This is a genomic window from Labrys sp. 22185, assembly GCF_052045555.1.
Taxonomy (GTDB): Bacteria; Pseudomonadota; Alphaproteobacteria; order Rhizobiales; family Labraceae; genus Labrys; species Labrys neptuniae.
In genome coordinates, this window is sequence record NZ_JBQEPH010000001.1 from 356,454 (window position 1) to 378,969 (window position 22,516).

20 protein-coding genes and 2 tRNA genes are annotated in these 22,516 nt (G+C 65.3%); 11 read left to right on the plus strand and 11 right to left on the minus strand.

What is annotated here, in order from left to right:
• Positions 1 to 5 precede the first annotated feature (5 nt).
• Together ACTJKX_RS01700 and ACTJKX_RS01705 are read left to right on the plus strand one after the other, a co-directional pair.
• A complete protein-coding gene (locus ACTJKX_RS01700) occupies positions 6 to 464 on the plus strand; it encodes a RidA family protein (RefSeq protein WP_440724155.1) in 459 nt (152 codons plus the stop codon).
• 32 nt (positions 465 to 496) lie between these two features.
• Entirely contained in the window at positions 497 to 1,285 is a 789-nt protein-coding gene (locus ACTJKX_RS01705) for an SDR family oxidoreductase (RefSeq protein WP_440724156.1), read from the plus strand.
• On the opposite strand, the gene ACTJKX_RS01710 is transcribed toward ACTJKX_RS01705, so the two are convergent.
• Together ACTJKX_RS01710 and ACTJKX_RS01715 are read right to left on the minus strand one after the other, a co-directional pair.
• Complete coding sequence (locus ACTJKX_RS01710) at positions 1,282 to 1,824, minus strand: hypothetical protein (protein WP_440724157.1); 543 nt, start codon at positions 1,822 to 1,824, stop codon at positions 1,282 to 1,284. The genes ACTJKX_RS01705 and ACTJKX_RS01710 overlap by 4 nt on opposite strands.
• 132 nt (positions 1,825 to 1,956) lie before the next feature.
• On the minus strand, positions 1,957 to 3,171 hold the full coding sequence (locus tag ACTJKX_RS01715) for an alanine racemase (protein ID WP_311933487.1): 1,215 nt from the start codon (positions 3,169 to 3,171) through the stop codon (positions 1,957 to 1,959).
• A 250-nt stretch (positions 3,172 to 3,421) separates the two neighbouring features.
• On the opposite strand from ACTJKX_RS01715, the gene ACTJKX_RS01720 reads away from it, so the two are divergent.
• From ACTJKX_RS01720 to ACTJKX_RS01740, 5 genes are all read left to right on the plus strand, one after another.
• Entirely contained in the window at positions 3,422 to 3,862 is a 441-nt protein-coding gene (locus ACTJKX_RS01720) for a hypothetical protein (protein WP_440724158.1), read from the plus strand.
• Entirely contained in the window at positions 3,859 to 4,524 is a 666-nt protein-coding gene (locus ACTJKX_RS01725; protein WP_440724159.1) for a ribonuclease T2 family protein, read from the plus strand. Before ACTJKX_RS01720 ends, ACTJKX_RS01725 begins: the two co-directional genes overlap by 4 nt.
• Positions 4,525 to 4,545: 21 nt before the next feature.
• Complete coding sequence (locus ACTJKX_RS01730) at positions 4,546 to 4,896, plus strand: cupin domain-containing protein (protein ID WP_440724160.1); 351 nt, start codon at positions 4,546 to 4,548, stop codon at positions 4,894 to 4,896.
• A 276-nt stretch (positions 4,897 to 5,172) separates the two neighbouring features.
• A complete protein-coding gene (locus ACTJKX_RS01735) occupies positions 5,173 to 6,372 on the plus strand; it encodes a low temperature requirement protein A (protein ID WP_440724161.1) in 1,200 nt (399 codons plus the stop codon).
• Positions 6,369 to 7,223, plus strand: coding sequence for a 23S rRNA (adenine(2030)-N(6))-methyltransferase RlmJ (locus tag ACTJKX_RS01740; RefSeq protein WP_440724162.1), 855 nt, complete (start codon positions 6,369 to 6,371; stop codon positions 7,221 to 7,223). Before ACTJKX_RS01735 ends, ACTJKX_RS01740 begins: the two co-directional genes overlap by 4 nt.
• Positions 7,224 to 7,241: 18 nt before the next feature.
• Here ACTJKX_RS01740 and ACTJKX_RS01745 read toward each other — a convergent pair whose 3' ends face one another.
• Complete coding sequence (locus ACTJKX_RS01745) at positions 7,242 to 8,495, minus strand: ROK family protein (protein WP_311933475.1); 1,254 nt, start codon at positions 8,493 to 8,495, stop codon at positions 7,242 to 7,244.
• A gap of 296 nt (positions 8,496 to 8,791) precedes the next feature.
• Between ACTJKX_RS01745 and ACTJKX_RS01750 the strand changes: the two genes are divergently transcribed.
• Positions 8,792 to 9,499, plus strand: a complete 708-nt coding sequence (locus ACTJKX_RS01750; protein WP_311933473.1) for an SDR family oxidoreductase — start codon at positions 8,792 to 8,794, stop codon at positions 9,497 to 9,499.
• A gap of 4 nt (positions 9,500 to 9,503) precedes the next feature.
• Positions 9,504 to 10,037, plus strand: coding sequence for a 2,4'-dihydroxyacetophenone dioxygenase family protein (locus ACTJKX_RS01755; protein WP_311933471.1), 534 nt, complete (start codon positions 9,504 to 9,506; stop codon positions 10,035 to 10,037).
• A gap of 5 nt (positions 10,038 to 10,042) precedes the next feature.
• Here ACTJKX_RS01755 and ACTJKX_RS01760 read toward each other — a convergent pair whose 3' ends face one another.
• Complete coding sequence (locus ACTJKX_RS01760; protein ID WP_440724163.1) at positions 10,043 to 10,522, minus strand: hypothetical protein; 480 nt, start codon at positions 10,520 to 10,522, stop codon at positions 10,043 to 10,045.
• Between the two features lie 157 nt (positions 10,523 to 10,679).
• A tRNA-Gln gene (locus tag ACTJKX_RS01765) sits at positions 10,680 to 10,754 on the minus strand.
• Positions 10,755 to 10,898: 144 nt separating this feature from the next.
• On the opposite strand from ACTJKX_RS01765, the gene ACTJKX_RS01770 reads away from it, so the two are divergent.
• Both ACTJKX_RS01770 and ACTJKX_RS01775 read left to right on the plus strand, forming a co-directional pair.
• Positions 10,899 to 10,975, plus strand: a tRNA-Pro gene (locus ACTJKX_RS01770).
• Between the two features lie 390 nt (positions 10,976 to 11,365).
• On the plus strand, positions 11,366 to 12,607 hold the full coding sequence (locus ACTJKX_RS01775; protein ID WP_311933468.1) for a polysaccharide biosynthesis/export family protein: 1,242 nt from the start codon (positions 11,366 to 11,368) through the stop codon (positions 12,605 to 12,607).
• Between the two features lie 12 nt (positions 12,608 to 12,619).
• Here ACTJKX_RS01775 and ACTJKX_RS01780 read toward each other — a convergent pair whose 3' ends face one another.
• The 6 genes from ACTJKX_RS01780 to ACTJKX_RS01805 are packed head-to-tail and all read right to left on the minus strand — an operon-like array spanning position 12,620 to position 22,514.
• Positions 12,620 to 13,543, minus strand: coding sequence for a protein kinase domain-containing protein (locus ACTJKX_RS01780; RefSeq protein ID WP_440724164.1), 924 nt, complete (start codon positions 13,541 to 13,543; stop codon positions 12,620 to 12,622).
• Positions 13,540 to 14,925, minus strand: coding sequence for a type VI secretion system-associated protein TagF (gene tagF, locus ACTJKX_RS01785; RefSeq protein ID WP_440724165.1), 1,386 nt, complete (start codon positions 14,923 to 14,925; stop codon positions 13,540 to 13,542). The genes ACTJKX_RS01780 and tagF overlap by 4 nt, the downstream gene beginning before the upstream one ends.
• A gap of 9 nt (positions 14,926 to 14,934) precedes the next feature.
• Positions 14,935 to 18,405 carry a type VI secretion system membrane subunit TssM gene (gene tssM, locus ACTJKX_RS01790; RefSeq protein ID WP_440724166.1) on the minus strand — a complete coding sequence of 1,157 codons (3,471 nt, stop codon included), beginning with the start codon at positions 18,403 to 18,405 and terminating at the stop codon, positions 14,935 to 14,937.
• Complete coding sequence (gene icmH / locus ACTJKX_RS01795; protein WP_440724167.1) at positions 18,402 to 19,901, minus strand: type IVB secretion system protein IcmH/DotU; 1,500 nt, start codon at positions 19,899 to 19,901, stop codon at positions 18,402 to 18,404. The genes tssM and icmH overlap by 4 nt, the downstream gene beginning before the upstream one ends.
• Positions 19,902 to 19,914: 13 nt before the next feature.
• Positions 19,915 to 21,255 carry a type VI secretion system baseplate subunit TssK gene (tssK, locus tag ACTJKX_RS01800; RefSeq protein ID WP_311933462.1) on the minus strand — a complete coding sequence of 447 codons (1,341 nt, stop codon included), beginning with the start codon at positions 21,253 to 21,255 and terminating at the stop codon, positions 19,915 to 19,917.
• Positions 21,252 to 22,514, minus strand: coding sequence for a type VI secretion system-associated FHA domain protein (locus ACTJKX_RS01805; protein WP_440724168.1), 1,263 nt, complete (start codon positions 22,512 to 22,514; stop codon positions 21,252 to 21,254). Before ACTJKX_RS01805 ends, tssK begins: the two co-directional genes overlap by 4 nt.
• Positions 22,515 to 22,516 lie beyond the last annotated feature (2 nt).

A 22,516-nucleotide genomic window follows, 5' to 3' on the forward strand; every position in this document is an offset into this window, starting at 1 on the left:
TGTCCATGCTCAGCCAGATTTTTCACGAACTCGGCCTGACGCCGCCGCTGGTCGTCCGCGCCGACCTGCCATTCGAACCCTGCGTGCGTATCGGCGACATCATCTATATCTCCGGCCAGATTCCGGAACGGGGCGAGGAGATCACGGCCATCGGCAAGGTCGGCGACGGCGTGAGCCTCGATGAGGCCCGCAAGGCCGCCGAACTATGCGCTGCCAACGTGCTGTTCTGGCTCGACAGGGAGCTTCAGGGCGATCTGGATCGGATCGTCCGGGTCGCCAAGCTCACCGTCTATGTCAATGCCGCGGCCGGGTTCAGCCAGATCTCGCAGGTAGGCAATGGTGCCTCGGAGCTGTTTCTCAGGATCCTCGGATCCCGAGGCGAGCACGCCCGTTCCGCCTTGGGAATGGCGGGGCTCCCTTTGGGCGTCGCCGTCGAGGTCGATGCCATCGTGCATGTGCGCTGAACGGGTGACGCGACAAAATATTGGATAGAAACATGAATCTCGGAATTGACGGTAAGCGGGCCCTGGTGCTCGGTGGCAATAAGGGCCTCGGGCGCGGCGTGGCCGCCCGCCTGGCGGCGGAGGGAGCGGTCGTCGCCGCGGTTGGACGCGACGCGGCAGCACTCGAGACGACGGCCGCGGAACTCCGCTGCGTCTCGCCGTCCTCCTTCGGTATTCTTGCCGATCTCGAAAATCCCACCGATGTCGCAGCCATGTTCGAGCGGATCAATTTGGAATGGGGCGGCGTCGATATTCTGCTGCTGAATGGCGGCGGGCCGCCGCCTTTCGGTGCCGGCGAAACGGATAGCGCACGATGGCATCGACAGTTCGATGCTCTCTTCCTGACGGGCCTGGGCATCGCCGCCCATGTCCTGCCAGGTATGAGGGCAAGGCATTGGGGGCGCATCCTGGTGGTGTCGTCGACCAGCGTGCGGGAGCCGATCAGGGGACTGACGGCCTCGAACGCCTTGCGGGCGGCGGTGGCCGGCTGGGCCAAGAGCCTTGCCAACGAGGTGGCGGCGGATGGCGTCACCGTCAACCTCCTGCTGGCCGGCCGGCTCGATACCGAACGGACCAAGGTACTCGACCGCCTCGATGCCGAGGCGCGCGGCGTGGATGCAGAGGCGATTGCGGCGGAGAGCCAGGCCGAGGTTCCGATCGGGCGCTATGGCACCGCCGATGAATTCGGTGCCGTTGCCGCCTTCATGGCCAGTGACCTCGCCTCCTATGTCACGGGCGCGGCCATCCCGATCGACGGCGGCCTGGCTCGGGCTATCCTCTAATTGGGGAGCAGCCCCAACCGCTGCCGCGCACTGGCCATGGTGGGGCCACCGGCCACCACCACCGACATGTCGGTTCCCCTGACATCGGCGCGGGCCAGTCCGACGATGCGGCCCGTTTGGGGCGTGCTTTTGGCAAAGGAGAACGTCAGCTCGATCGAATTGGCCCGTTTACGTGCGCCGATGAGGTGGCCGTCGATTCCCGCCAGGTTCGGAGAGCCCTCGCTAAGCAGCCGGAGTGCCTGGAGGAGCTTGGCATCGGTAAGGGAACGGTTGGCCATCACGCCCCGGAAACCCAGTGCGCTGCCGTTCGGCAGGGAAGCGGTTCCGGTCATCACGAAGCCTGGCCCACCGCAGCGTGCGCTCCTGCAGATAAGCCCTTTGGTGAGACGCACGCCCGACGGCGCGTAATATGCCAGATTACGCGCTTCCTCCCAGCCTCGCGATGCCAGGCCGGCATCGGTGGCCGGTGAGAGCGATACGCGTCCCGCACAGGAGGCTAAAGCAAGGCAAACAGCAAAAATACCGAGAAGACGGATCAAGAGAACCCCCAAGGCATAGAACAAGTAGTGTATTCTACTACGTCACCAAGCTAGGGGTAGTTTCCGTCACGAGCAAATGATTTCGAAGTTCAGATCAACGCTCGGCGATAAAAGAACAGGGCAAGAAGATTTCTACTCCGCCGCAATCGGAATGCTGACGCCGGGCTCTTCCTCGAACGGGGTCTCCAGCTCGACGAACTTGTCGGGGAAGAACCCATTGAAACGGGTGCGCAGGCCGAGCGAATAGGCGCCGATATGGCCGATCTCGATCCAGTCGCCGGTGTCGATTGTCTCGGGCAGATAGAAGGGGCGGGTCAGGATGTCGACGGAATCGCAGGTCGCACCGCAGATGCGGAACGGCAACAGCTTGTCGGGCGAGCCGTTGCGGCGCTTGCGGGCGGGATCGGGAATGAAGCGGGTCGGCAGCAGGAGCTTGCCCGTCCATGAATCGGAGAGCGAGGCCCAGACACCGTCATTGATGTAGAGGCGCTGGCCCTTCTTGAGCAGCACGCGCACCATCACCGACAGGCAGCGCGCCACGATCACCCGGCCGGGCTCGGCCACCAGCGGCAGGTCGTCCAGCTTCCAGTCGGCGATGTCGGCCCGGATCTGGCGCATCAGCGCCTCGGTCGTCGGCGTGCCCTGGTTCGAGCCCTTCTTCTTGGGGTCGAGGCCATATTGCGCGGGAAAGCCGCCGCCGATGTCGAGGCTGACGATATCCTCCTTGATGCGCGAGCGCACCCAGGCGACGGAGGCCATCGCCCGTTCATAGGTCTCCGGATCCTCGACCTGGGAGCCGACATGGAAGGCGATGCCGGTCTTGAAGCCGATGCCGGCCATGCGATCGAGCAGCTCGACCGCATGGGTCGGCGTGGCGCCGAACTTCTTGGAGAGTTCGTAGGCAGCCGCGCCCTTGGTGGCGAGGCGCAGGAACAGCGTAATCTCCTCGGGCGGAATGTCGAGGGCGCGCACGATGCGCAGGATCTTGGCGACTTCGTCCTCATGGTCGAGCGAGAGCTCGCGAATGCCATAGGTCTCCAGCGCCAGGCGGATATGGGACTGCGCCTTGACCGGATGCATATAAAGGAGTTCGCAGTTCGGCGAAGCGGCCCGGGCTGCTTCGAACTCGGCCGGGCTGGCGACGTCGAAGGAGGTGATGCCGGCCTCGGCCAGCACCTTGAGGATCATTGGCTCGCCATTGGTCTTCACGGCATAGGCGGTCTTGCCGGGAAACTGGGCCATGAACTCGCGCGCATCGGCCGCCAGGACCTGCGGTCGGAAGCCATAAACCGGTTCGTCCGGGCGGAGTGCCAGCGCAGCTTCGCGGGCGGTGGTGAATTTCTGCATGGCCGAATCGACGCCCCGTTTCATGATCCATGTTTAAGCCTGTTCATGGCTGCTGCAAAACAACCGTGTTTCCTGACAGAAATGTGACAGACGAAGGCGATCATGTCGTCTTGGGGGCAGCAGCAAGCCGAGCGATTGCCAGGCTGCCTTGCGAACGGCAGCAATTGGGCCCGGCCCCATGGCTTGGTGCTTGACGGCCGGCCTCAGCGCGGACAGATTCGCATGAGTTGCTGATTTAAGGATTCTCATCATGCGTATTGCCGGTCTTGCTGCCGTCCTGCTGGCTGCATCCTGTGCGCCGGCGCTTGCCGCCTCGGCGCTGGAAAAGAATTTCTGGCTGTCCGGGCCTAATTACGACGCCGTCCTGCCCCATTGCGCCGACAAGGCCGTCTCCGACCAGATCGCCGCGCGCTTTGCCCGCAAGGAGTCCAATTACTGGCATTCCAACCTGGCGATCCAGCAGATCGACCGTCATCGCCAGGTCGCCTTCCGGCCCTGGGGCGCGAGCTACATTCCGCGCCGCTTCTGCGTGGCGCGCGTGCTGACCAATGACGGGCATTATCGCCGCGTCTCCTATGCGATCGCCGAGGATACCGGCTGGATCGGCGCAAGCTGGGGCGTGGAATGGTGCGTCGATGGCACCGACCACAACCTAGCCTATGCGCCCGCCTGCAAGATGGCGCGTCCGTGATCCGTCTCCTGCTCGCGGCCATTGTCATGGTGGCCGCGAGCAGCGGTCTCGCCGCGCATGAGATCCGTGGCGGGGCACCGGGCGATTTTGACCTTTATCTGCTCGCGTTGACCTGGTCGCCGGGCTTCTGCGCCACGGGTGGCGCGGCCAAGCAGCCCGACCAGTGCGACATCGGTTCGCGCCTCGGCTTCCTTGTCCATGGCCTGTGGCCGCAGGGGGAGCGCGATTTTCCCACCGAATGCAATCCCGGTGCCTTCGTGCAGCGGCGAGACCTCGCCGCAACCCGGGGCGTGATGCCCTCCGAAGGCCTGGCCCGCTATGAGTGGCGCAAGCATGGCACCTGTTCGGGCCTGTCCCCGACCCGCTATTTCGAAGCGATGGCGACGCTCTATCGCCGGATCGTCGTCCCCGAAGCCTATCGGGCCCCGGGCCAGGACAGCCGGGCCGCACCGATCGAGATCGGGCGGGCCTTCTCGCAAGCCAATCCCGGCCTGCGGCCCGACATGATGACCGTGGTCTGCAGCCGGGGCGAGCGCGGCAGCGTGCTCACGGAATTGCGTATCTGCCTGAGCAAGGATCTGCGCACTTTCCGGACCTGCCCGACGCAGCTGCGTTATCAGGGCTGCCGGACGCGCGACATTCTGATACCAGCGCTGAACTGACATCGCTTGGGGGAAATCGACATGGCTCTATGGCTCAAATTCGCAGGCGTGGGGGAAGGGGAGGCCGAGGCAGGCGCACCCAAGCCTGAACGGCTGGAAGCCGGCACTCCGGCCTTCCGCACCTGGAACAGCTATGAGAGCGCCGATGGCAAGACCTTCTGCGGCATCTGGGAGGCAACGCCCGGGCGCTGGCGCATCGTCTATGAGGAATGGGAAAGCTGCACCCTGCTCGAGGGCCGCTCCATCGTCACGCCGGATGGCGGGGCGCCGGTCGAACTGGGCCCTGGCGACACCATGATCCTGGAACCGGGTTTTGCCGGCAGCTGGGAAGTGGTGGAGACGACGCGCAAGAGCTACGTGATCCGGATTTGAACGCCGCTTTTAGGACGGGACATCGGTCTCGTCTTCTCTCCGCTTACGGGTGGGGAGGATCGCCTCGTCGTGCCCAATTGCCGGGCGTGCCGTCTCGACATGACCCTGCCGGTCCAGTCATGTCGTGGCCTACCTCGATCGTCTCCGCTGCGGATGCCGACGTGCGGGCGACCTAAGCCGTGAACTTCTGCCTGCCATGCCGCCCGGCTGCGATTTCCCCTCTTGCCACTCCAGTGGCTTCCCGGCGATATGGGCTGGGCGGAGGTGACAGGTACAATGGCAGCAGAGCAGGGCGGCACCACCAGTTTTCTACGTGAGCGCGATGGTCATGAGGCTCGCGTTTCCTATGCGGAACTCTTCTTCGATCTCGTCTACGTCTTCACGGTGACGCAGCTTTCCCACTCGCTTCTGGAGCATCTTTCCTGGGGCGGGGCGCTGCAGACCCTGGTCCTATGGTTCGCCGTCTGGCTGGCCTGGCAATATACCTGCTGGTTCACCAACTGGTTCGATCCGGAGAAGACGCCGGTCCGTATCTGCCTGTTCGCCTTGATGGCGCTCGGGCTCGTGATGGCAGCCGCCTTGCCGGAGGCCTTCGGGGAACGCGGGCTGATCTTTGCGATCTGCTTTGCGGCCATTCAGGTCGGGCGCACGGCCTTTGCCGTGTTCAGCCTGGGCGCTGGCACGCCGATCTCCCGCAATTTCCAGCGCATGATCGGCTGGAACCTGATTGCGGCTTGCATCTGGATCGCCGGTGGTCTGGCCGAAGGCGAGACCCGCATCGTGCTGTGGGTCATCGCAGTGGCCTGCGAATATTTCGCCCCCTGGTTCGGCTTCTGGCTGCCGGGGCTCGGCCGTTCGGATCCCGGCAAGGAATGGACGGTGGAAGGCGGCCATATCGTCGAGCGCTGCGCACTCTTCGTCATCGTCGCGTTGGGCGAATCCGTTCTGGTCACCGGTGCCACCCTGGCCAAATCGACGGCCTGGGATGCGCCGGGCCTGATCGCCTTCTTCGTCGCCTTCCTCGGTTCGATCGCCATGTGGTGGATCTATTTCGACATCTCCACCAAGGACGCGACCGAGGCGATCGTCGAATCCGACAGGCCCGGACAGATCGCGGCCTACACGCATTATCTGCACGTGCTCTTGATCGCAGGCGTGATCGTCACGGCCGTCGGCAATGATTTGTCGATCGCCCATCCGGCCCACCACGTCGATTTCGGCGGCATGGCGGTGATTTTCGGTGGGCCGGCGATCTATCTCGTCGGCAACGCCCTCTATAAGCGCTTGATCTATGGCGGTGTGCCGATCACCCATGTCGTCGGCCTGCTGGCGCTGGCGATTACCGCGCCGTTCGCCTTCATGACCGATCTGTTGATGATCAGTGGCATCACCACCGTCATTCTCCTCGTCGTGGCGATCTGGGAGGGCTATATCGGCAGGAAAGCGAAATCGAAGGCTCTGCATCACGCATCATGAACTATCGCCATGCCTTCCACGCCGGCAACTTTGCCGACGTCCTCAAGCATATCGTGCTGGCGCGCATCCTGACCCATCTCAAGGCCAAGGAAGCGCCGTTCCGCGTGATCGACACCCATGCCGGCACCGGGCTCTACAGTCTGGAAGCCGACGAAGCCCGCCGCACCAGCGAATGGCGGGATGGCGTCGGCCTGATGGCGGCAAATCCGCCATCGGTGCGGGTCGCCGAACTGATCGCACCCTGGCACGATCTCTGTCAGGGGCTGATGGCCCAGTCCCCGCCGCTCTATCCCGGCTCGCCCTGGCTCGCCGCCGACCTGACGCGCGACCAGGACCGCCTGGTCTTCTGCGAAAAGCATCCCGAGGATGCCAGCCGCCTGCGTGGCAATTTCGCCCGCGGCAAGCGGACCAAGGTGATGGAGGGCGATGCCTGGGCCTTGCTGCCCGGGCTGCTGCCGCCGCCCGAGCGGCGGGGCCTCGTCTTCATCGACCCGCCTTTCGAGGAGGACAACGAGTTTCGCGCCATCGCCGAGGGGCTGGCGCAGGCGTTGCGACGCTGGGCCACCGGCATCTATGCCATCTGGTATCCGATCAAGGGCATGCGCGAGGTCGAGAGCTTCGCCCGCAAGGTGGCGGCACTGCCCGCCGGTCGCATCCTGCGTTTCGAGCTTAGCCGCTACACCGTGCAGCGCATCGACCGCCTGAATGGCTGCGGCATGATCATCCTCAACCCGCCCTGGAAGCTGGACGAGGAGCTGCGGGCGGTGGGCGACTATCTGGCTCCGCTCTTTGCCAAGGAAGGCAACGGCCTCATCCGCCTCGATTGGCTGAAGGAAGAAGAAAAGCGCTGATCCGCCTTTGAGGAGGAATCAGGCCAGGCGTGTCTCTCCCAGCGACGCGATCGGGCGGGCGCTGGCCGACAAGGTGGCCCGGGGCGCGAAGTCGATGAACAGCGGCAGGCTGGCGGCACCCAGGGCATGGGCGATCGAGCCGAAGGTGCCCAGCCGCAGCACCGGTGCGCTGCGTGCCTCGGGAATGGCCGCGGCCAGCGCGGTTTCCAGTCGCGAGACGATCTCCTGCATGATGGGCGCCCCGAGGTCGCCGTCAATGACCACATTGGGAACGTCGAGCAGAGCCTGTGCCGACAGGACCGGCCCGACCAGGGCGTCGACGCAATCGGCGATCCATTCTTCCAGGGCCGCCGGATTGGCGGCGATGGCGGCCGGCAGATCGTGCGGGCCGACGATCTTGCGGCCATGCCAGCCGAGATGGCGCATCAGGGCGGCAATGGAGGCCCGCGCCAGCAGAATGTCATAGGGGCCCTTGGGCGGAGGCACCGAGGCCAGGCGGGAGGGCGGCACCGGCAGCATGGCGACGTCGCCGGCATTGCCCTGGGCGCCGCGGCGATAGTCGCCGCCCAGCACCACGCCGCCGCCGATCGCCGGACCGATGAAGAAATAGACGAAATCGTCCGATTCCCGGCCAAAACCATAAAAGAGCTCGGCGATGGCGGCGGCGGTGCCGTCATTCTCGGCATGGACGTCGAGGCCGGTCAGGCTCTGCAGCGCGGCGGCGAAGTCATAGCCTTCCCACAGCGACAGCGTGTCGATCTCCAAATTGAGCCGATCGAGCCAGGCTCCGAGATTGTAGGGCTGCGCCAGGCCGATGCCGAGCACGCGTCCGGGGGACAGGCCGTCGGCGATGGCCTTGAGATCGGCGACGTCGGCCGCGACCACGGCCAGGGCCTCCTGCGGAGCCGGCAGGGGATAGTCATGCGAGCGCTTGTCGATGAGATGACCGCCGAGATCGACCAGGGCGGTCTCGATGCGGTTGCGGTCGATCCGCACGCCGATGCCATAGGCCCCCGTCGGCTCCAGGCGCAGCAGCGTCGCCGGCTGCCCGCGCTGGCCGTGATAGCGTTTGCCGACAACGGAGATCAGCCCGAAGGCCTGCAGGTCGGAGACGATCTCGCCGATGGCGGTGTTGGTCAGGTTGGCGGCGCGGGCAAGGTCGGCCTTGGAGGCTTCGCGCAGGCGTCGCAGGCGCTGCAGCACGACACGATGGTGGTAGTGACGGATGCGCGCGGAGGTCAATCCGCGTTCCGCCATCGACGCGGGCGCCATGGCTTCCTCCCCCTTACCGCCTGGAGCAAGACACGTTCGGGTGTGAACGCTTGTTTGCTCCCACTTTCTGGGCGAGCGCATAGTCGCCACGCCGCTCTTTATTCATTGCCGTTGAGTAAATTCAAGAAGAGCGAAGGTGTCAAGCATCATGCGGGACCGTGCCGTCCGGCGCGTCAAGGAACCGACGCAGTCCTTGTCCCGTTTCCCATGGTCGCACCCGGATTGACGCCGGGCAGGGGGTATTGTCAGATCATTGACAGGTTCTGCCTGAGCCGGCGCACTATGGTGAATGGATCATGCAATTCGATTTCAAGGGCAGGCTGGTGCTGGTCAGCGGCGGCACCAGCGGCATCGGAGCCGCGATCGCGGCAGGATTTGCCGAAGCCGGCGCTTCCGTCGTGGCCGCAGGCCTGCCCGGAGCGGCCGCGCCTGCCGGCGTCGAGACGGTGGAGCTCGACGTCAGGGATGGTGCGGCCGTCGCCGCGCTGGCCGGGCGTTATCAGCGTCTCGACGTGCTGGTGAATGCCGCCGGCATCATCCGGCGCGGTGCCGAGCATGAGCCGGAGATCTTCGAAGAAGTGGTCGACATCAATCTCAACGGCACGATGCGCCTTTGCGCCGCCTGTCGCAGCGCCCTGGCGGCTTCGGGCGCGGGTGCCGTGGTCAATCTCGCCTCCATGCTGTCCTTCTTCGGCGGCGGCCTGGTGCCGGCCTACAGCGCGAGCAAGGGCGGCATCGCCCAGCTCACCAAATCGCTGGCCATCGCCTGGGCGGGCGAACGCATCCGCGTCAACGCGATCGCTCCCGGTTGGATCGAGACACCGCTCACAAGGGCGCTGGTGGAGGATCCCGCCCGCAGCGGCCCGATCCTGGCGCGTACCCCGCTCGGGCGCTGGGGCGTGCCGGCGGATCTGGTCGGGCCCGTGCTGTTCCTGTGTTCCCCCGCCGCCGCTTTCGTCACGGGTACGATCCTGCCCGTCGACGGCGGCTATCTGATTGGATGAAGCCATGACCGTGCCCGACCGCAAGCTCGACCAGAGCCGGATGCCCTATCAACTGCCGATGCCCGCGGAGGCGGCTCCCGAGATCGTGGTGCCGCATGTGCTGCCCGATGACGAGCGTGTCTGGGTGCCGCAGATGGAGAATGTCTGGTTCCGCCCGCTCTGCCTGCATGCCGGGCAGGGCTATTGGGTCAACCTGCTGCGCGTGCGCAAATCCGGCGTGCTCTCGCGCCATCGCCATCCGGCGCCGGTGCACGGCCATGTCCTGAAGGGGCGTTGGCACTATCTCGAGCATGACTGGGTGGCCGAGACCGGCTCCTATGTGTTCGAGCCGCCAGGCGAGACTCATACCCTCGTGGTGCCGGAGGATTGCGAGGAGATGATCACCCTGTTCCACATCACCGGCGCCATGATCTATGTCGATCCCTGGGGCAAGGTGACGGGGTTCGAGGACGTCTTCTCCAAGATCGACATGTGTCGGGCCCACTATGCCGCCAACGGCCTGGGCGCCGACTATGTCGAGCGTTTCATCCGGGGCTGAAACGCTTATTTGGGGGCAGGGTGCTGCGGCGGCGTGGCGGGCTTGCTGTCGCCATGCGGGCGAGGCACCATGGCGAGCACGGCCGTCTCGAGCGACTTGTCGCGGTGCTTCAGGCAATAGCCGCGCAGATGGGTGCGCAGGGCGACCGGATCCGTAAGGTCGGCAAGGGAGCGTTCGCTGCCGAAGTGCCCGGGATTGGCCTTGGCATAGCCTTCGATATAACCGCCGGCCCAGGCGATGATCTGGCTGTCGAGGATATCGCGGCGGCGCACGGCGAAACCGCAGCGCATGTCGCCATAGTCGACTGCCTGGCTGACGGGCACATGCGGCTTGGCGGGTGCCGGGGGCTTGACCGCTGCAGGCGCGGCGTCCTCCGGCTTGGCCGGCGCCGCCTTGTCGGCGGGGGGCTTCTCGGTCGCCAGCGCCCGTGGAATCGGGAGGCTGCCTAGACAAAGGGCGCCTGCCAGGAATGCTGCCATCGTCACGCGCACATTTGCCTCCATCGCATTGATTTGCTGCATCATGCTGCGCAAACAAAAGGGCGGCCGCAAGGCGTTGTGCCCAGCGTAGGAGCGCAAATCTTCGACAGGGCGGGCATTGGTCCCGCGGGAGGCATGGAAGTCCGGTCGGGCATCGAGAATCTGGCTGGGGCGGGAGGGTTCGAACCTCCGAATGGCGGAATCAAAATCCGCTGCCTTACCACTTGGCTACGCCCCAATCGGTGCGGCTCAATAAACGGTTCGCTCCCAGGCCGCAAGATATGGCTACAAAAAAGCGCTGCGAAATTCATTACCAAAAAAGCGCATATCATGCTTGCGGCTCGCCGATGATCCCGCTATAGAGCCGCCCACGACTGGAATACGGAGTGTGGCTCAGCCTGGTAGAGCACTACGTTCGGGACGTAGGGGTCGCAGGTTCAAATCCTGCCACTCCGACCAGTCGATTTTCCCGAGATCCAATCCTTGATTACTAAGCCATAGACGCCGCTCATCGTGGCGTTGGCGCATGCGCAACCGCCTGTCCAAGCCGTCGTACTGGTACGCGAAGCAGCATCGCGATGTCTTTCTTGTTGAAAGTCATGATGATACCGTCTTCGGCAAGCGCATAGCTATTGTCTCGTGAAGTATGGCGGAGCGGGTGCCTCAACGCTCCTCGGCTGTTACATGGGTAACTGAATACAGTGTAACAACTTTATGACAATGGCTCGGTGCCGAATAGATTGCCGCTTGTTTAAGCTTTGTCGTTATTCCGTCTCCGGCGTAGAGATATTGTCTTTAATGTGGCATTTGGATATCTGTGCGATTAACGATTCGTTATGAGGATTGGGAATGCGGAAGCTGCTGGGCGTAGGCCTGCTTGTCCTGCTGGGTGGCTGCTCCAGCCCTTCCGACGGCCCGAGTGCCGGAAGTTTCCTGAATGCGCGCCAGCCTTATACGAATGAGCGCGTTCCGGTCATCGACATCACCTATGCCGCGCAGACGGCCCTGGCTCCGGGCGCCGGTGCCTCATCCTTTGCGGCAACGCCCGGTCTGTCGACGTTACGTTCGGCCGGATTTACCGGCACGCAGATCAGCCGCGGCGACGTCCTGCAGATCACCGTCCTCGATACCGGCGAGGACGGTCTGTTCTCGCCGACGAATAGCAAGACGCTGGATCTCGGCCGCTTTACCGTCGACGACAATGGCTCGATCGACATTCCTTTCGTCGGCAAGCAGCGTGTGGCGGGCTCCTCGCCGGAATCGGTGCAGAAGCGCATCGTCGGCAGCCTCAAGGGCTCTTCCGTCAATCCCCAGGCGGTGGTGACCATCGTCGATCGTCCGAACAGTGCCGTGGCCATTTCCGGTGCGGTGCGGGCCGCCGGCCGCATGCCGATGGCTTCAGGCAAGGAACGCATCCTCGATGTGGTGGCGAGGGCCGGCGGGGCGACCGGGCCCGCCAACGCGACGACGGTGACGGTGATTCGCGGCAATCAGCGCGCCGACCAGAGCCTCGACCAGGTAATGGCCGATCCCAAGCAGAACATCTACCTGCAGCCGGGCGACCAGGTCATCCTGGGTGGCAATACGCCGAGCTTCACCGCGATGGGAGCGTTCAAAAGCGCCGGCGAGTTCAATTTCGAACCGGGCCAGCTGACCTTGGCGCAGGCCATCGCACGCAGCGGCGGTCTGCTCGATGACCGGGCCGATTCGCGCTACGTCTATCTGTTCCGCAAGCGTGCCTATTACTGGACGACCAAGGATTGCGTGCTGGTTCGGCCCTCGCCCTATGGCAGCGGCACCATGCCGCCGCGCAGCAATTGCCCGGAAGCCATGGCTTCGCCGCCACCGCCGCGTGCCGTGATCTTCCGCATCAATATGAGGGACGCTTCCAGCCTCCTGATGATGCAGCAGGTCCAGATGGAGAGCGGCGACATGCTGTTCGCCAGCAATGCCGGCATGGTCGATTTCGCCAAGCTCTTCACCGTGTTCCAGAAGAGCGTGCCGACGGCGGCGGCCCCGCAGCCGACCGGAGGAATCCCGTCCAGCCCGCCTCCCGCGCCGGGTGTGTCCCTGAACCTGCCGTCCCGCTGACGCAGGCAGGCCTCAGGAGGCTTTTTGGATGCCGTGCAGCATCGCCAGGGCGATGCCTGCCGATGACGGCCTTTCGTCCCGATCGGGCCAGGCGAGTTGCCCGGCAAGTTTTCGCAAGGGGTCGTCGGCCCTGGGTGGATCGGCACGGTCTTCCAGCAGCATCTGCAGGATCCGCCCGCAGGCATAGAGGTCTGCCCGGCCGTCGAGGGGCTCGCCCGCCTGCTGTTCGGGGGCGCTGAAGCCGTCGCGGCCGGCCTTCGCCAGGTCGACATCGCCATGGCGCCGCCCCGCTTCCAGCGCGATGCCGAAATCGGCGATACGCAGCGTGGCGAGATCCTCACCGTCATAAAGCAGGTTGTCCGGCGCGAGATCGGCATGCACCAGGCCGGCTGCATGCACCGCCTCCAATCCCGACAACAGGGCTGTGGCGATCCCGGCCACCTCGTCGCGGCGGAACGAGGCTTTTCGCATCCGCTCCGAGAGGCTGGAGGGCAGCCAGTCCATCAGCAGCGCCGGCCGGCCGTCGGCGAGCCGCAAAGCGGCAGTGGCGGCGGCGACGTGGCGGTGGCGCAGTCTGGCGCCGAAGCCGGCCTCGCGCAGCAGGAGGTCGCGGGCGACGACATTGTCGGCCTGGTCGGGCCGCAGCGTCTTGAGGGCGTGGCGGGTGCCGAGATCGCGATGGCGCAGGCGATGGATCTGCGTGAGAGCGCCCTCATGGACCATTGCTTCCAGGGCGAAACTGTTGGCGATGAAACCTGGCTCCGCCGCATCCAGCCTGTCGAGGCGCCGATCAAGCGCATCACGCACGCGATCGGCCAGCAGACGGGTTTCAGCGGGCGTGCGTGGTTCGGCGCCGCTCCGGCTGAGCGCCTGCCACAACGCGGCAAAGCGGGTGGCGATCGCCTCCAGGTCGCCCGGCGGCAGTTCGCTGCTCATGTCGCCTGGACAGCCACGACGATGGCGCTGACATTCTCCCGCACATTGGCGATCAGGGCCTCCTGAACCAGGGCGGCGGCGGCCTCCTTCGCCGGCTGCTCGGCGATGTTGGCGGCGATGCTGCGCTCGTCGAGGACACGCGCGAGCGCCGCACTGCAGAGCAGAAAGCGATCGCCCGGCTGGGCCCTGTCGTGCACGATCTCGGGAACCAGTTGGCGGGGCGCGCCGATGCTGCGCGCGAGCGCGAAACGCAGACCGATCTCGACATGGTCGCGCGTCAGGCAGCGCATCATGCCCTCGCGCATCAGATAGCAGCGGGCATTGCCGGCCCAGATCACGGCGAAGTCCCCGTTCTCGAGGGCGAGGGTGACGACGCTGGCGCTTGGAGGCTCCAACGCGCCCGGGAAGCGAATCGACTGCACCAGGCTATGCGCACGCCCGAGCTTGCCCTTCACATCCTGCACCAGGGTTTCGAGCGTATCGGCCGGCGAGACATAGGCCAGCGTGTTGGTGACGATCTTGGCAGCCTCCGCTGCGCCATTGCCATCGCCGACGCCATCGGCAACCGCGAAAAGGCGCGGATTATCGGAGACCAGCAAGGCGTCGGCATTGATCGACAGGCGCGTGCCGGCATGCGTAGCATAGCCGCGCTCCATCACCAGTGCCGGCAACGGAGTTGCAGCCATGGGCGGGGCCGTCGTTTCGGTTCTCTCGGCCGGCGGAGGCGGTGAGGGCGGACGAGAGGGCGGCTTGACGGTGGGGTTGCCGCCTTTCAGCAGGCGTACGAAATCGCCGGCGCGTGGTGCCCCTTGAGTCTTGAAGCCGCTGGCCCGTCCGGTGCCGCTTTCAACGGTCCACCACAGTGAGACGCGGCTATCGGCGGTGCCAGGTGGTGGTGGCGGCACCGGCCGGGCCTGGGGGAGGCGCAGGCGCTTCAGCCCGCCCAGAAAGGCCGTGATGTTGAAATCGCGCAGTGTCGACGTCTCGGCAATCGCTTCGGCGGCGGTGAACCAGCTCTCGTCGAAGCAGAAAAGGCGTGCCGGACCGTCATAATTGCCAAGCCGGGCTGCGATCACCAGCGGGAAACTGCGGCCGACCCTGTCCTTGCTCGGCAGCAGGATGCCCACCATGGTGGCGTGCCCCCACAGGGATCGCTCGATCACGAAACGCCAGGGCGGGGAGGCATGAAACAGGCTTTCCCATTGGGTGCCGAGCGTCTGCTCGCTTTCCTGCAGGCCCGATTGCAGCCAGTTGACGAGTTCGGTTTCGGCCTGGCGACCGAGACCGGTCGAGACGAAATCGCCATGGCTCGGTACCTTGCCGAAAAAGCCGATGCCGTCATTCTCGGACGAGGGAGGGTGAGAAGCGCCACGCTGACTCATCACCCGCCCTCAGAATTGCGAAGGGCAGCGGAAATCCGCCAGCGCCTTCAGGCGGTAGGGATTGAGCGTGCCGCCGAACTGCACCCTGAACTCGGCGCTCCTGCCGTCCTGGCTGAAGCGGGCCTTGAACAGGTCGGTTCCTTCAGCAGTGATCACGGCCTTGTCGAGCAGCCGGAAGGTCGCCCATTCGCCGGTTACCTGGATCTTCCGGTTGAAGTCACCGGGAGGCATGTACACCCAGGATTCGGCCTTGGTGTCCTTCGACGGCCATTCGAATGTCTTGGCCTGGGCGTTGCTCTTGAACAGACGGACGCCCTCGCCGGCCGTCGTGAGGACGGCCATGTCGGTCGCATCGTTGAGAGACAGGCCGGTCATGGTAATGCGGATCGAGGGCATCTCGCCGTCATTCGGGAAGAAGGCCTTGCGGATCTCGTCGGCATTTTCGAACTGGGCCAGTGCCTCGCTTGCCATCCCCTCCGCCCCGGGAGCGCCCTTCCAGCGCCAGGGACTGGCCGAGGTGTCGACGAAAGCCTGCAGTTCGTTCTGGAAGAAGCTCGGGAAAAGCCCCTTGGGACCGAACAGTCGGGCAAAATCCGTCAGTGCCATGTCTTCCCTGGCAGACCGATCGAAGGGATAGCGTCCAGCCATGATGGTGGAGCAAAGCCTGGCGCCATCACCAGCCCATTTGTCGGCTGCCTCGTTGCGGGCGGTCTTGGACGCCAATGCACCGACATCCCCGACCAGGCCCGCCACCAGATCGTCGATCGGGGACGGCAAGCGTCGGCTCTCTTCCGCCAGGGACTGGACGGCGGCGGCGAGCTGGCTGTCGGTGTTGAAGATCTTGTTCACCGGCTGTGTCGATCCTGCCGCTCGTGAGAGCTGGGTGTACATGGCTCCGAGCAGGGGTTTCAGGGCCTGGATCTGCGAACGTGGCTTTTCCGAGCTGCTGGTCTCGCTCTGCTTGGGGGGTTCCAGTGCTTCACGCAGGCGGCCATAGGGATCGGGGACGCTGATCGTACTGCTGTTCAACGCAGTGCTCTGACTACCCTGCTGCGCCAGCGCCACGGAGGCGTTCGCCTGGGGCCTGAGATCGGCGGCATTGGCGATGGAACGCGCCAGGGATTCGATCGGGCCCGGCTCGCTGGAGAGGACGCGAAGTGTATCGGCGGCATCGGCCAGTGACTGGAACGGCTTGATGTTCAGATCCGCCAGGAGGCTCGCCCAGCGTTTCTCATACTGGTCGAAATAGAGCTGCAGCGCAGCCAGGGACAGGCTGTCCACCGTCATGCCGGCGCTGGGCTGCTCGCCGCGAACCCAGTGTTCGTCCAGCGCCTGACGGGCTGCTTCGGCGACCTCCGGCAGGACGACGGCGCGATAGCCTTCGCCGGTGAACAGGCCGGGAATGCCTTCGCGCAGCGCAGCCTTGGATTTGCGCTGGAACACCCGTTCGCCGAGCGGGCCGAGCGCATCGGCGGGCACCCAGGGTGCCAATGCGCGCACCTGCCGATTTTCCTCCAGGATGTCATAGGCCCGTGCCGCCAGGCTCTGCCCGCTGATTGCCTGCCGGGCCTTGGCGACCAGGGTCTGGTCGATGTCGATCGGTGGCAGTCTCCTCGCCACCAACTGCTCGACATGCTGGAGAAGTTCGCGGCGGGCGGCCACCCTTCCCTCGTCGGGATAGAGGGAGTCGAAGATCTGCTCGGCCTCCTGCGAGGCGAATTTGGCATCGACCTGGCCCAACCCGCCGAGCATGCCGTAGAGCTTGAGGGCATCGAAGGTCTGGCGGACATTGGAGGTGTCGCCCAATTGCTTTTGCAACTGCACCATCAGGCGCGGCAGCAGCAGCGAATTGAGGGCGCGCTGATAGGCCTCACGCTGCCGGCCGGCGATCTTGTCGCTCTGGTCCAGCCCGAAGCCGACCTGCCACGTATCTGACCCCGAGAAGCCATCGGTTACGCCTCGGATATCGTTCAGCGCCGGCAGGATGCGCAGGAAATCGGTATCGTTGACGTCGCGCACCGGGATGCCCTGCACCAGTTTCTCATAGGAGCTGATGCGTTCGTCGGCCTGCGCCAGGGCGCGGGAGTTCTGGAAATAGGTTGCGATCCAGCTCGAGAAGACCACGCCGAGCACCACCGCCGAGACACCATAGGCGATACGGCGCAGCATCAGCTGGCGGCGGGCCAGCCGCTTGTCGCGCGCCACGAGCGCGGCCTCTCCGAAGATGACTTCCTTGAACAGGCGCGGCAGGAAATAGCTGCGGCGCATGCGTGGAGCACCGGCCACGCCGGGTATCTCCGCCTGCGTTCCGGAAGCGAAATAGATGCCGCGCAGCAGCGGGGACTCCACCAGTTTCGATCCGGCGCAAAGTTCCACCAGCACCTCGTGCAGGCGTTCCTTGAGGGCGGCGAGCTCGGCGGGGAAACGGAAAATGCGCCCACGTATCTCGCTGTCGGGTTCCTGCTGCAGGCGCTCGATCAGCATGGCGTCGACACGTTGCTGGAGCAGGCTGAATTCCTCCAGGAAACGCTCGGGCAGATCGTCGGCCTTGTAGCTCTCGTCCAGACCGAAGGTAGTGCCCCAGACCTGTTCGCGGTCGCTGGCATTGAACCCGTCGAAGAATTCCACGAAGCCGGTGAGCAGGTCCGATTTTGTCAGCACGAGATAGACGGGGACGCGGGCCTGCAGGTATTCGTCGAGCTCCGACAGGCGCTGGCGGATGGCGCGCACCTCTTCCAGCCGTGCCGTGGGCTCGCGGGTCAGGATGTCGGCGATCGACAAGGTGACCAGGGCGCCATTCACCGGCTGCGAGCGGCGGTGCTTCTTCAGAAGGGTCAGGAAGCCTTCCCAGCCGGCCTTGGAACTGCCGTTGAGATCTTCCTGGGTGGTGTAGCGGCCGGCCGTATCGATCAGGATGGCCTCGTCGGTGAACCACCAGTTGCAACTGCGCGTGCCGCCGATGCCCTGCACGGAATTGGCGCCGAGCGCATCGCCCAGCGGGAACTTCAGGCCCGAATGGGTGAGGGCGGTGGTCTTGCCCGAGCCGGGCGCCCCGAAGATCACATACCAGGGCAGTTCATAGACATAGCTGAAGCGTTTCTTGGTGACGCGGCGCAGCAGTGCCAAGGCCTGTTTCAGGCGGTCGCGGATTTCGCTGACCTCGGCCTGCTGGCTGGCGGCGGCTTCCGCCTCCGCACTCTTTTCGAGGTCGGCGACCAGCGCCTTGTCGCGCTTGCGGGCCCGGTAGATGCTGATGCCGATATAGGCGAGGCCGGCAACCAGCACGATGCCGATGGCGATCAGCCGATTGGTCGCGCTGGCAAGCGGATAGAATTCGCCATAGCCGATGAGGTGGCCGTAGAACCAGATGATCAGGCAGAGCGCCGCGATCCAGACGATGGGCAGGAAGCGCTGGCCGAGCAGCGTGCCATAGGCTTCGACATAGGAGCGGATCGTATAATAATAGCTGAGCGGGTTCATGGCGTGGCGCCTCCCGGCCGTATGACGCTGCGATCGACAACCGGCAGGCTCATCACGAGAGGCGAGCCGGTATAGCCGTCCTCAGGCCTGCCGATCACCAGGATCTCCGTGCGGCGGTTCTGCGCGCGTCCCGGGTCTGTATCGTTGGAGGCGATCGGTTCGGCTTCACCCCGGCCTTCGGTGGTGATGCGGTCGCGAGCGTAGGTCTTCAATATGTTGCCGACGGCGTCGGCCCGCTCTTCTGACAATTGTTGATTGTCGCGGATGCGTCGATTGCCGTTGAAGGGCCGGTTGTCGGTGTAGCCAATCACCCTTGCGCTGAATTGAGAAGCGGCCAGGGCGACGCCGATCTTGTCGATCAGATCCTGAAAACCGGGTTTGACGTCAGCCTTGCCGGTATCGAACAGGCCGGCATTGTTGATGCGGACCAGCACCTGGCCATTGTCGTTCCACAAGGTCACGAGCTTCTTGTCGACCTCCGGCTGCAGGAAGTTCATGAATTGACGGATGCGCGTTACACCCACGGGTTCCGGGGGGACCTCGGCCTTGGCCTGGACCTGGACCGGCGGCGGATCTTTCGCCTTGGGCGGCGGCGGGATGAAGATGCTCGGTGCTTCGTTGGGCGGCAGGTTGGCCAGGCGCGTGAAGGTGCCGTCGGAGGCCCGGTCGAGCGACAGCGAGAAGAAGAGGTAGCCGAGGCCGAACAGCAGCCCCAGGATGCTGAGCAGCGTCCAGAGCGCCGCCGCGGTGCGCAACGGCTTGTGCCTGGCGATGACGCCGCGCCAGTGGGGCGACAATTCCCGCTCGAAGGCGCCATATTGGCCGAGCAGTGTCTTGTAGAGGCTGTCGCGGATGCGGCTGAGTTCGAGGGCGCCGCGCGGGGAGACGCGGGTGCGGCCCTCGAAGGCGAGCGACAGGCTGAGATAGATCAGCAGCAGCAGATCCTTGTTGGCGCCCGGGCTCTGGTGGAAATGGTCGAGCAGGTCGAAGACCTTGTCACCGCCGGTGACGTCCATGTGATAGGTCGAGACCAGGCCCGAACGCGCCCAGCCGGCGCGCACGCCCCAGGGCTTGCTGAGCACCACGTCGTCGATGGTGGCGCAGACGACATAATGGGCGGCGCGCGCCCGCTCTGGGCTGATGCGGGCGCCGGCGAGATCGCGCTCATAGCGGTTGATCGCTTCGGTGGTGGTGCGGCGCAACTGTTCTATGTCGGGCTGGTCCGCGGTGTGGCGCAAGGCATGGGCGAGATTGAGCAGGGGTGCGGCCGAGGCCACGATGGTGGGGACTTCCTCGCCGCCGAAGCGGAAATTGCGCACCAGCGTGTCGGCCGACCAGCCGCCCGAGCGCAACGGCTCGGCCGGACCGGCGTCCTGCGGCGCATCGTCCAGCATCTCGGCCATCTTGCGGGCGACCTGCTGCTTCCTGGCGCCGTCCTCGGTGAGCTCGACCACCGTCGGCAGGGACTGCCAGGGGGCTGTCGTTGCCTTGTTCATCGGCTGGCCTCCTTCACTCCCTCAGGGCCCAGAGCTCCATCTCAAGACCCGGAAAGTCGCCGGCGAGATGGAGGGCGATGGCGCCCGACGTATCGAGCTGTTTCCACAGCGGGTTCTTGGTATCGAGCTCGAAATAGATGGTGCCCGAACGATAGGGCAGCTGGCGCGGCAGCACCGGCAGCGGCCGGACGGGAATGCCGGGCAGGGCGACATTGACCAGTTCGGCGATGCGCTCCACCGGGCCGACCTTGATCTGGGCCGGCAGGCGGCGGCGCACCTCCTCGGCCGGCATCTCGGCCCTGACGGCCAGCACGAAACCGGCATCCTTGAGCAGGGTCCGGTCGTTGATGGTGCCCACGCGCACGCCATGCCGGCGTTCGGCGAGCTCGATGGCGACGGCCGCCTGTTCGAGCACGGCCGAGAGTGAGGTCCTGAGATCGTCGAACACGGCGGCGAAGGTCGCCTTGAGGTCGTCGTGCCGATAGGGCGGGAACTCGCTGGCGCGCTTGGAATCCATGGTGAAGGTGGCGAGTTCCCCGGCGAGCTGGATGCAATGCTCGTAGAAAGTCATCGGATGGATCCGCGTCGCATTGGCGGCGATGTGGCTGAGCAGCGGATCGGCCCGGTTGAGGATATGAAGGAGGAAATAGTCGCCGACTTCGGCCGTGCCGCGGATGGTCGGATCGCCGATACGTTCGGCGATGGCCGCCGCGCGGTGGCGCACGATGCCGAGGAGTTCGGCCATGAGTTCGCTGAGCCGCGCCTCGGCGGCGCAATTCAGGCACGGGGCGATGTAGTCGGGATCGAGCAAAACGGCCTTGTCCGAGCGCACCTCGATGATGCGCGCAAGGCCGATCAGTTCGTAGCCGGCGAGGTCGTCGCCGCTCTTGAGATAACGCAGGCTCAGCCGGCCGACATCGATGGGCGCCATGAAGTCGGTCTCGACATTGGCGTCGGGCGCTTCGTAGTGCGAGGCGACGAAACGCACCCCCGACGAGGAAGCCCCGCCATTGACGGCGATGTCGGCGCGCCCAGGCCGGCGGGCCGGCAGCGCCAGATAGATGATGGCGTTCTTGGTGGCCTCGTCGAGCTCGAGCGGCGGCGGCAGGTCGGTGTCGAAGGGCGCTTCGAACGGCGTGCCGTCGGGCAGGGTGCCGCGCAGATTCGCCAGGGCGAACTGCCCGATGGCCAGGGCACCGCGATCGATGCCGATCTCGGCAATGCCCCAGGGGTAGGCGGCAAGCTCACGCGTGGTCGCTCGAACGAGCCGCTCCGTCCAGCGGTCGGCCTGCTGGAAATGCTGCACGCGAAGGAACATTCCCTCGCTCCACGCGACCCTGTTTTCGTTTCTCATGCGACTTCGTCGTCCTTGCTTGTCGTGCTGTGCGCAGTGCCGTTCCCAGTCTTGGCCGGCTCGCTGCCGCCTGGTTCGTTCCTAGCCGGGTCGAGGGAGCGCAGCATTGCCCTGCGGAACAGGTCGCGGACGGAGAGATCCCGGCCGTCGGCCTCGAATTGCTGGCGATAGGCTTGCCAATAGGCGCCGTTGCGGCGCCAGGGCAGTCCCATGGCACGGGCATCGATGCTCGCCTCGACGATGCGTGGCTCCAATTGGGGGCCGACTTCGCGGACCAAGGTGCCGAGCGCCTCCGCGAGTGCCTGTTGGCGCGCCAGCAGGGTTTCGAGCCGTGCCAGCAGGGCTTCCTCTCGAGTGAGGCCGAAGACGTCCGGTGCTGGTGCCAAGGCCTCGGCGCCGATCTCGAAGGTGACGAAGGCCTTCTCGAGCGCTTCTTCGCATTGGGCGAGCAGGCCGTCGCAGCGCGGCAGCCAGGAAGAGGGAGCGGCCATGGCGGCCAGGAAATCGGCGGGCTCCTCGTCCGGCTCGGTGGGCACGACCACCTGCCTTCCGTCGTTACTTGCCGGTGCCGCCTCGCTGCCATCCTTGCTGCGGTCGCGGGCCATGGGTACGGACACGAAAGTGGCCCGGCCATGTTCGAGGCGGTTGCCGTAGTCGAAATCCTCGTTCCAGTCATCCGGCAGGACCGCCTTGATCGCCCTGGGATCCGGTGGCCCATTCCAGCCGATCTCGACATGACGCGAGGAGGGAGCGGCCTCGCGCTTGCGTCCCGCGGGCTGGGAGGCTTTCGGCTGCTCCAAAGGCCAGTCGTCGGAAAGACGCCCGCCCATCACGCCGGTCGCCGTCTGCCCGCCCGGCGCGATATCGGCAAGGATGGCGGTGATCGTCAGGTTCTCCGAACTGACGGCGAGGCCGGCATCGGGGTCGACGATGTCGCGGTCGGCCTCGCCGGTGACCGATACCGCGAAGGCATGGCCCCCCAGTTCGAGGCGCGTTTGATGCCGGAGGCGAGCAGTTTCGCCCTCCAGGACCAGCACGCCGTCCACGCGGGTACCATTGGCGCTTTCGTCGCGCAGCAAATAGCCGTCGCGATCGCGCAGGATGGTGCAATGGAGCTTGGAGACGGTGCGGCCGGCGTCAGGCACTTGCCAGTCGCAATCGACCGATCGTCCCAGCGTCCGGCGCCCGCGTTCCAGCACCCAGGGTGGCGTGCCCGCCCCGGCTCCGTTTGCCTCGACCTGCTTGAGTTCCAACCGCATGG

Excerpts from the sequence above, each read along its gene's own strand:
- ACTJKX_RS01735 (WP_440724161.1), top strand. The coding sequence starts at position 5,173 with ATGGCAGCAGAGCAGGGCGGCACCACCAGTTTTCTACGTGAGCGCGAT.
- ACTJKX_RS01775 (WP_311933468.1), top strand. The coding sequence starts at position 11,366 with ATGCGGAAGCTGCTGGGCGTAGGCCTGCTTGTCCTGCTGGGTGGCTGC.
- ACTJKX_RS01720 (WP_440724158.1), top strand. The coding sequence starts at position 3,422 with ATGCGTATTGCCGGTCTTGCTGCCGTCCTGCTGGCTGCATCCTGTGCG.
- tssM (WP_440724166.1), bottom strand. The coding sequence starts at position 18,405 with ATGAACCCGCTCAGCTATTATTATACGATCCGCTCCTATGTCGAAGCC.
- ACTJKX_RS01715 (WP_311933487.1), bottom strand. The coding sequence starts at position 3,171 with ATGCAGAAATTCACCACCGCCCGCGAAGCTGCGCTGGCACTCCGCCCG.
- icmH (WP_440724167.1), bottom strand. The coding sequence starts at position 19,901 with ATGAACAAGGCAACGACAGCCCCCTGGCAGTCCCTGCCGACGGTGGTC.
- ACTJKX_RS01750 (WP_311933473.1), top strand. The coding sequence starts at position 8,792 with ATGCAATTCGATTTCAAGGGCAGGCTGGTGCTGGTCAGCGGCGGCACC.
- ACTJKX_RS01780 (WP_440724164.1), bottom strand. The coding sequence starts at position 13,543 with ATGAGCAGCGAACTGCCGCCGGGCGACCTGGAGGCGATCGCCACCCGC.
- tssK (WP_311933462.1), bottom strand. The coding sequence starts at position 21,255 with ATGAGAAACGAAAACAGGGTCGCGTGGAGCGAGGGAATGTTCCTTCGC.
- tagF (WP_440724165.1), bottom strand. The coding sequence starts at position 14,925 with ATGAGTCAGCGTGGCGCTTCTCACCCTCCCTCGTCCGAGAATGACGGC.
- ACTJKX_RS01740 (WP_440724162.1), top strand. The coding sequence starts at position 6,369 with ATGAACTATCGCCATGCCTTCCACGCCGGCAACTTTGCCGACGTCCTC.
- ACTJKX_RS01745 (WP_311933475.1), bottom strand. The coding sequence starts at position 8,495 with ATGGCGCCCGCGTCGATGGCGGAACGCGGATTGACCTCCGCGCGCATC.
- ACTJKX_RS01705 (WP_440724156.1), top strand. The coding sequence starts at position 497 with ATGAATCTCGGAATTGACGGTAAGCGGGCCCTGGTGCTCGGTGGCAAT.
- ACTJKX_RS01730 (WP_440724160.1), top strand. The coding sequence starts at position 4,546 with ATGGCTCTATGGCTCAAATTCGCAGGCGTGGGGGAAGGGGAGGCCGAG.
- ACTJKX_RS01805 (WP_440724168.1), bottom strand. The coding sequence starts at position 22,514 with ATGCGGTTGGAACTCAAGCAGGTCGAGGCAAACGGAGCCGGGGCGGGC.
- ACTJKX_RS01755 (WP_311933471.1), top strand. The coding sequence starts at position 9,504 with ATGACCGTGCCCGACCGCAAGCTCGACCAGAGCCGGATGCCCTATCAA.
- ACTJKX_RS01700 (WP_440724155.1), top strand. The coding sequence starts at position 6 with ATGCTCAGCCAGATTTTTCACGAACTCGGCCTGACGCCGCCGCTGGTC.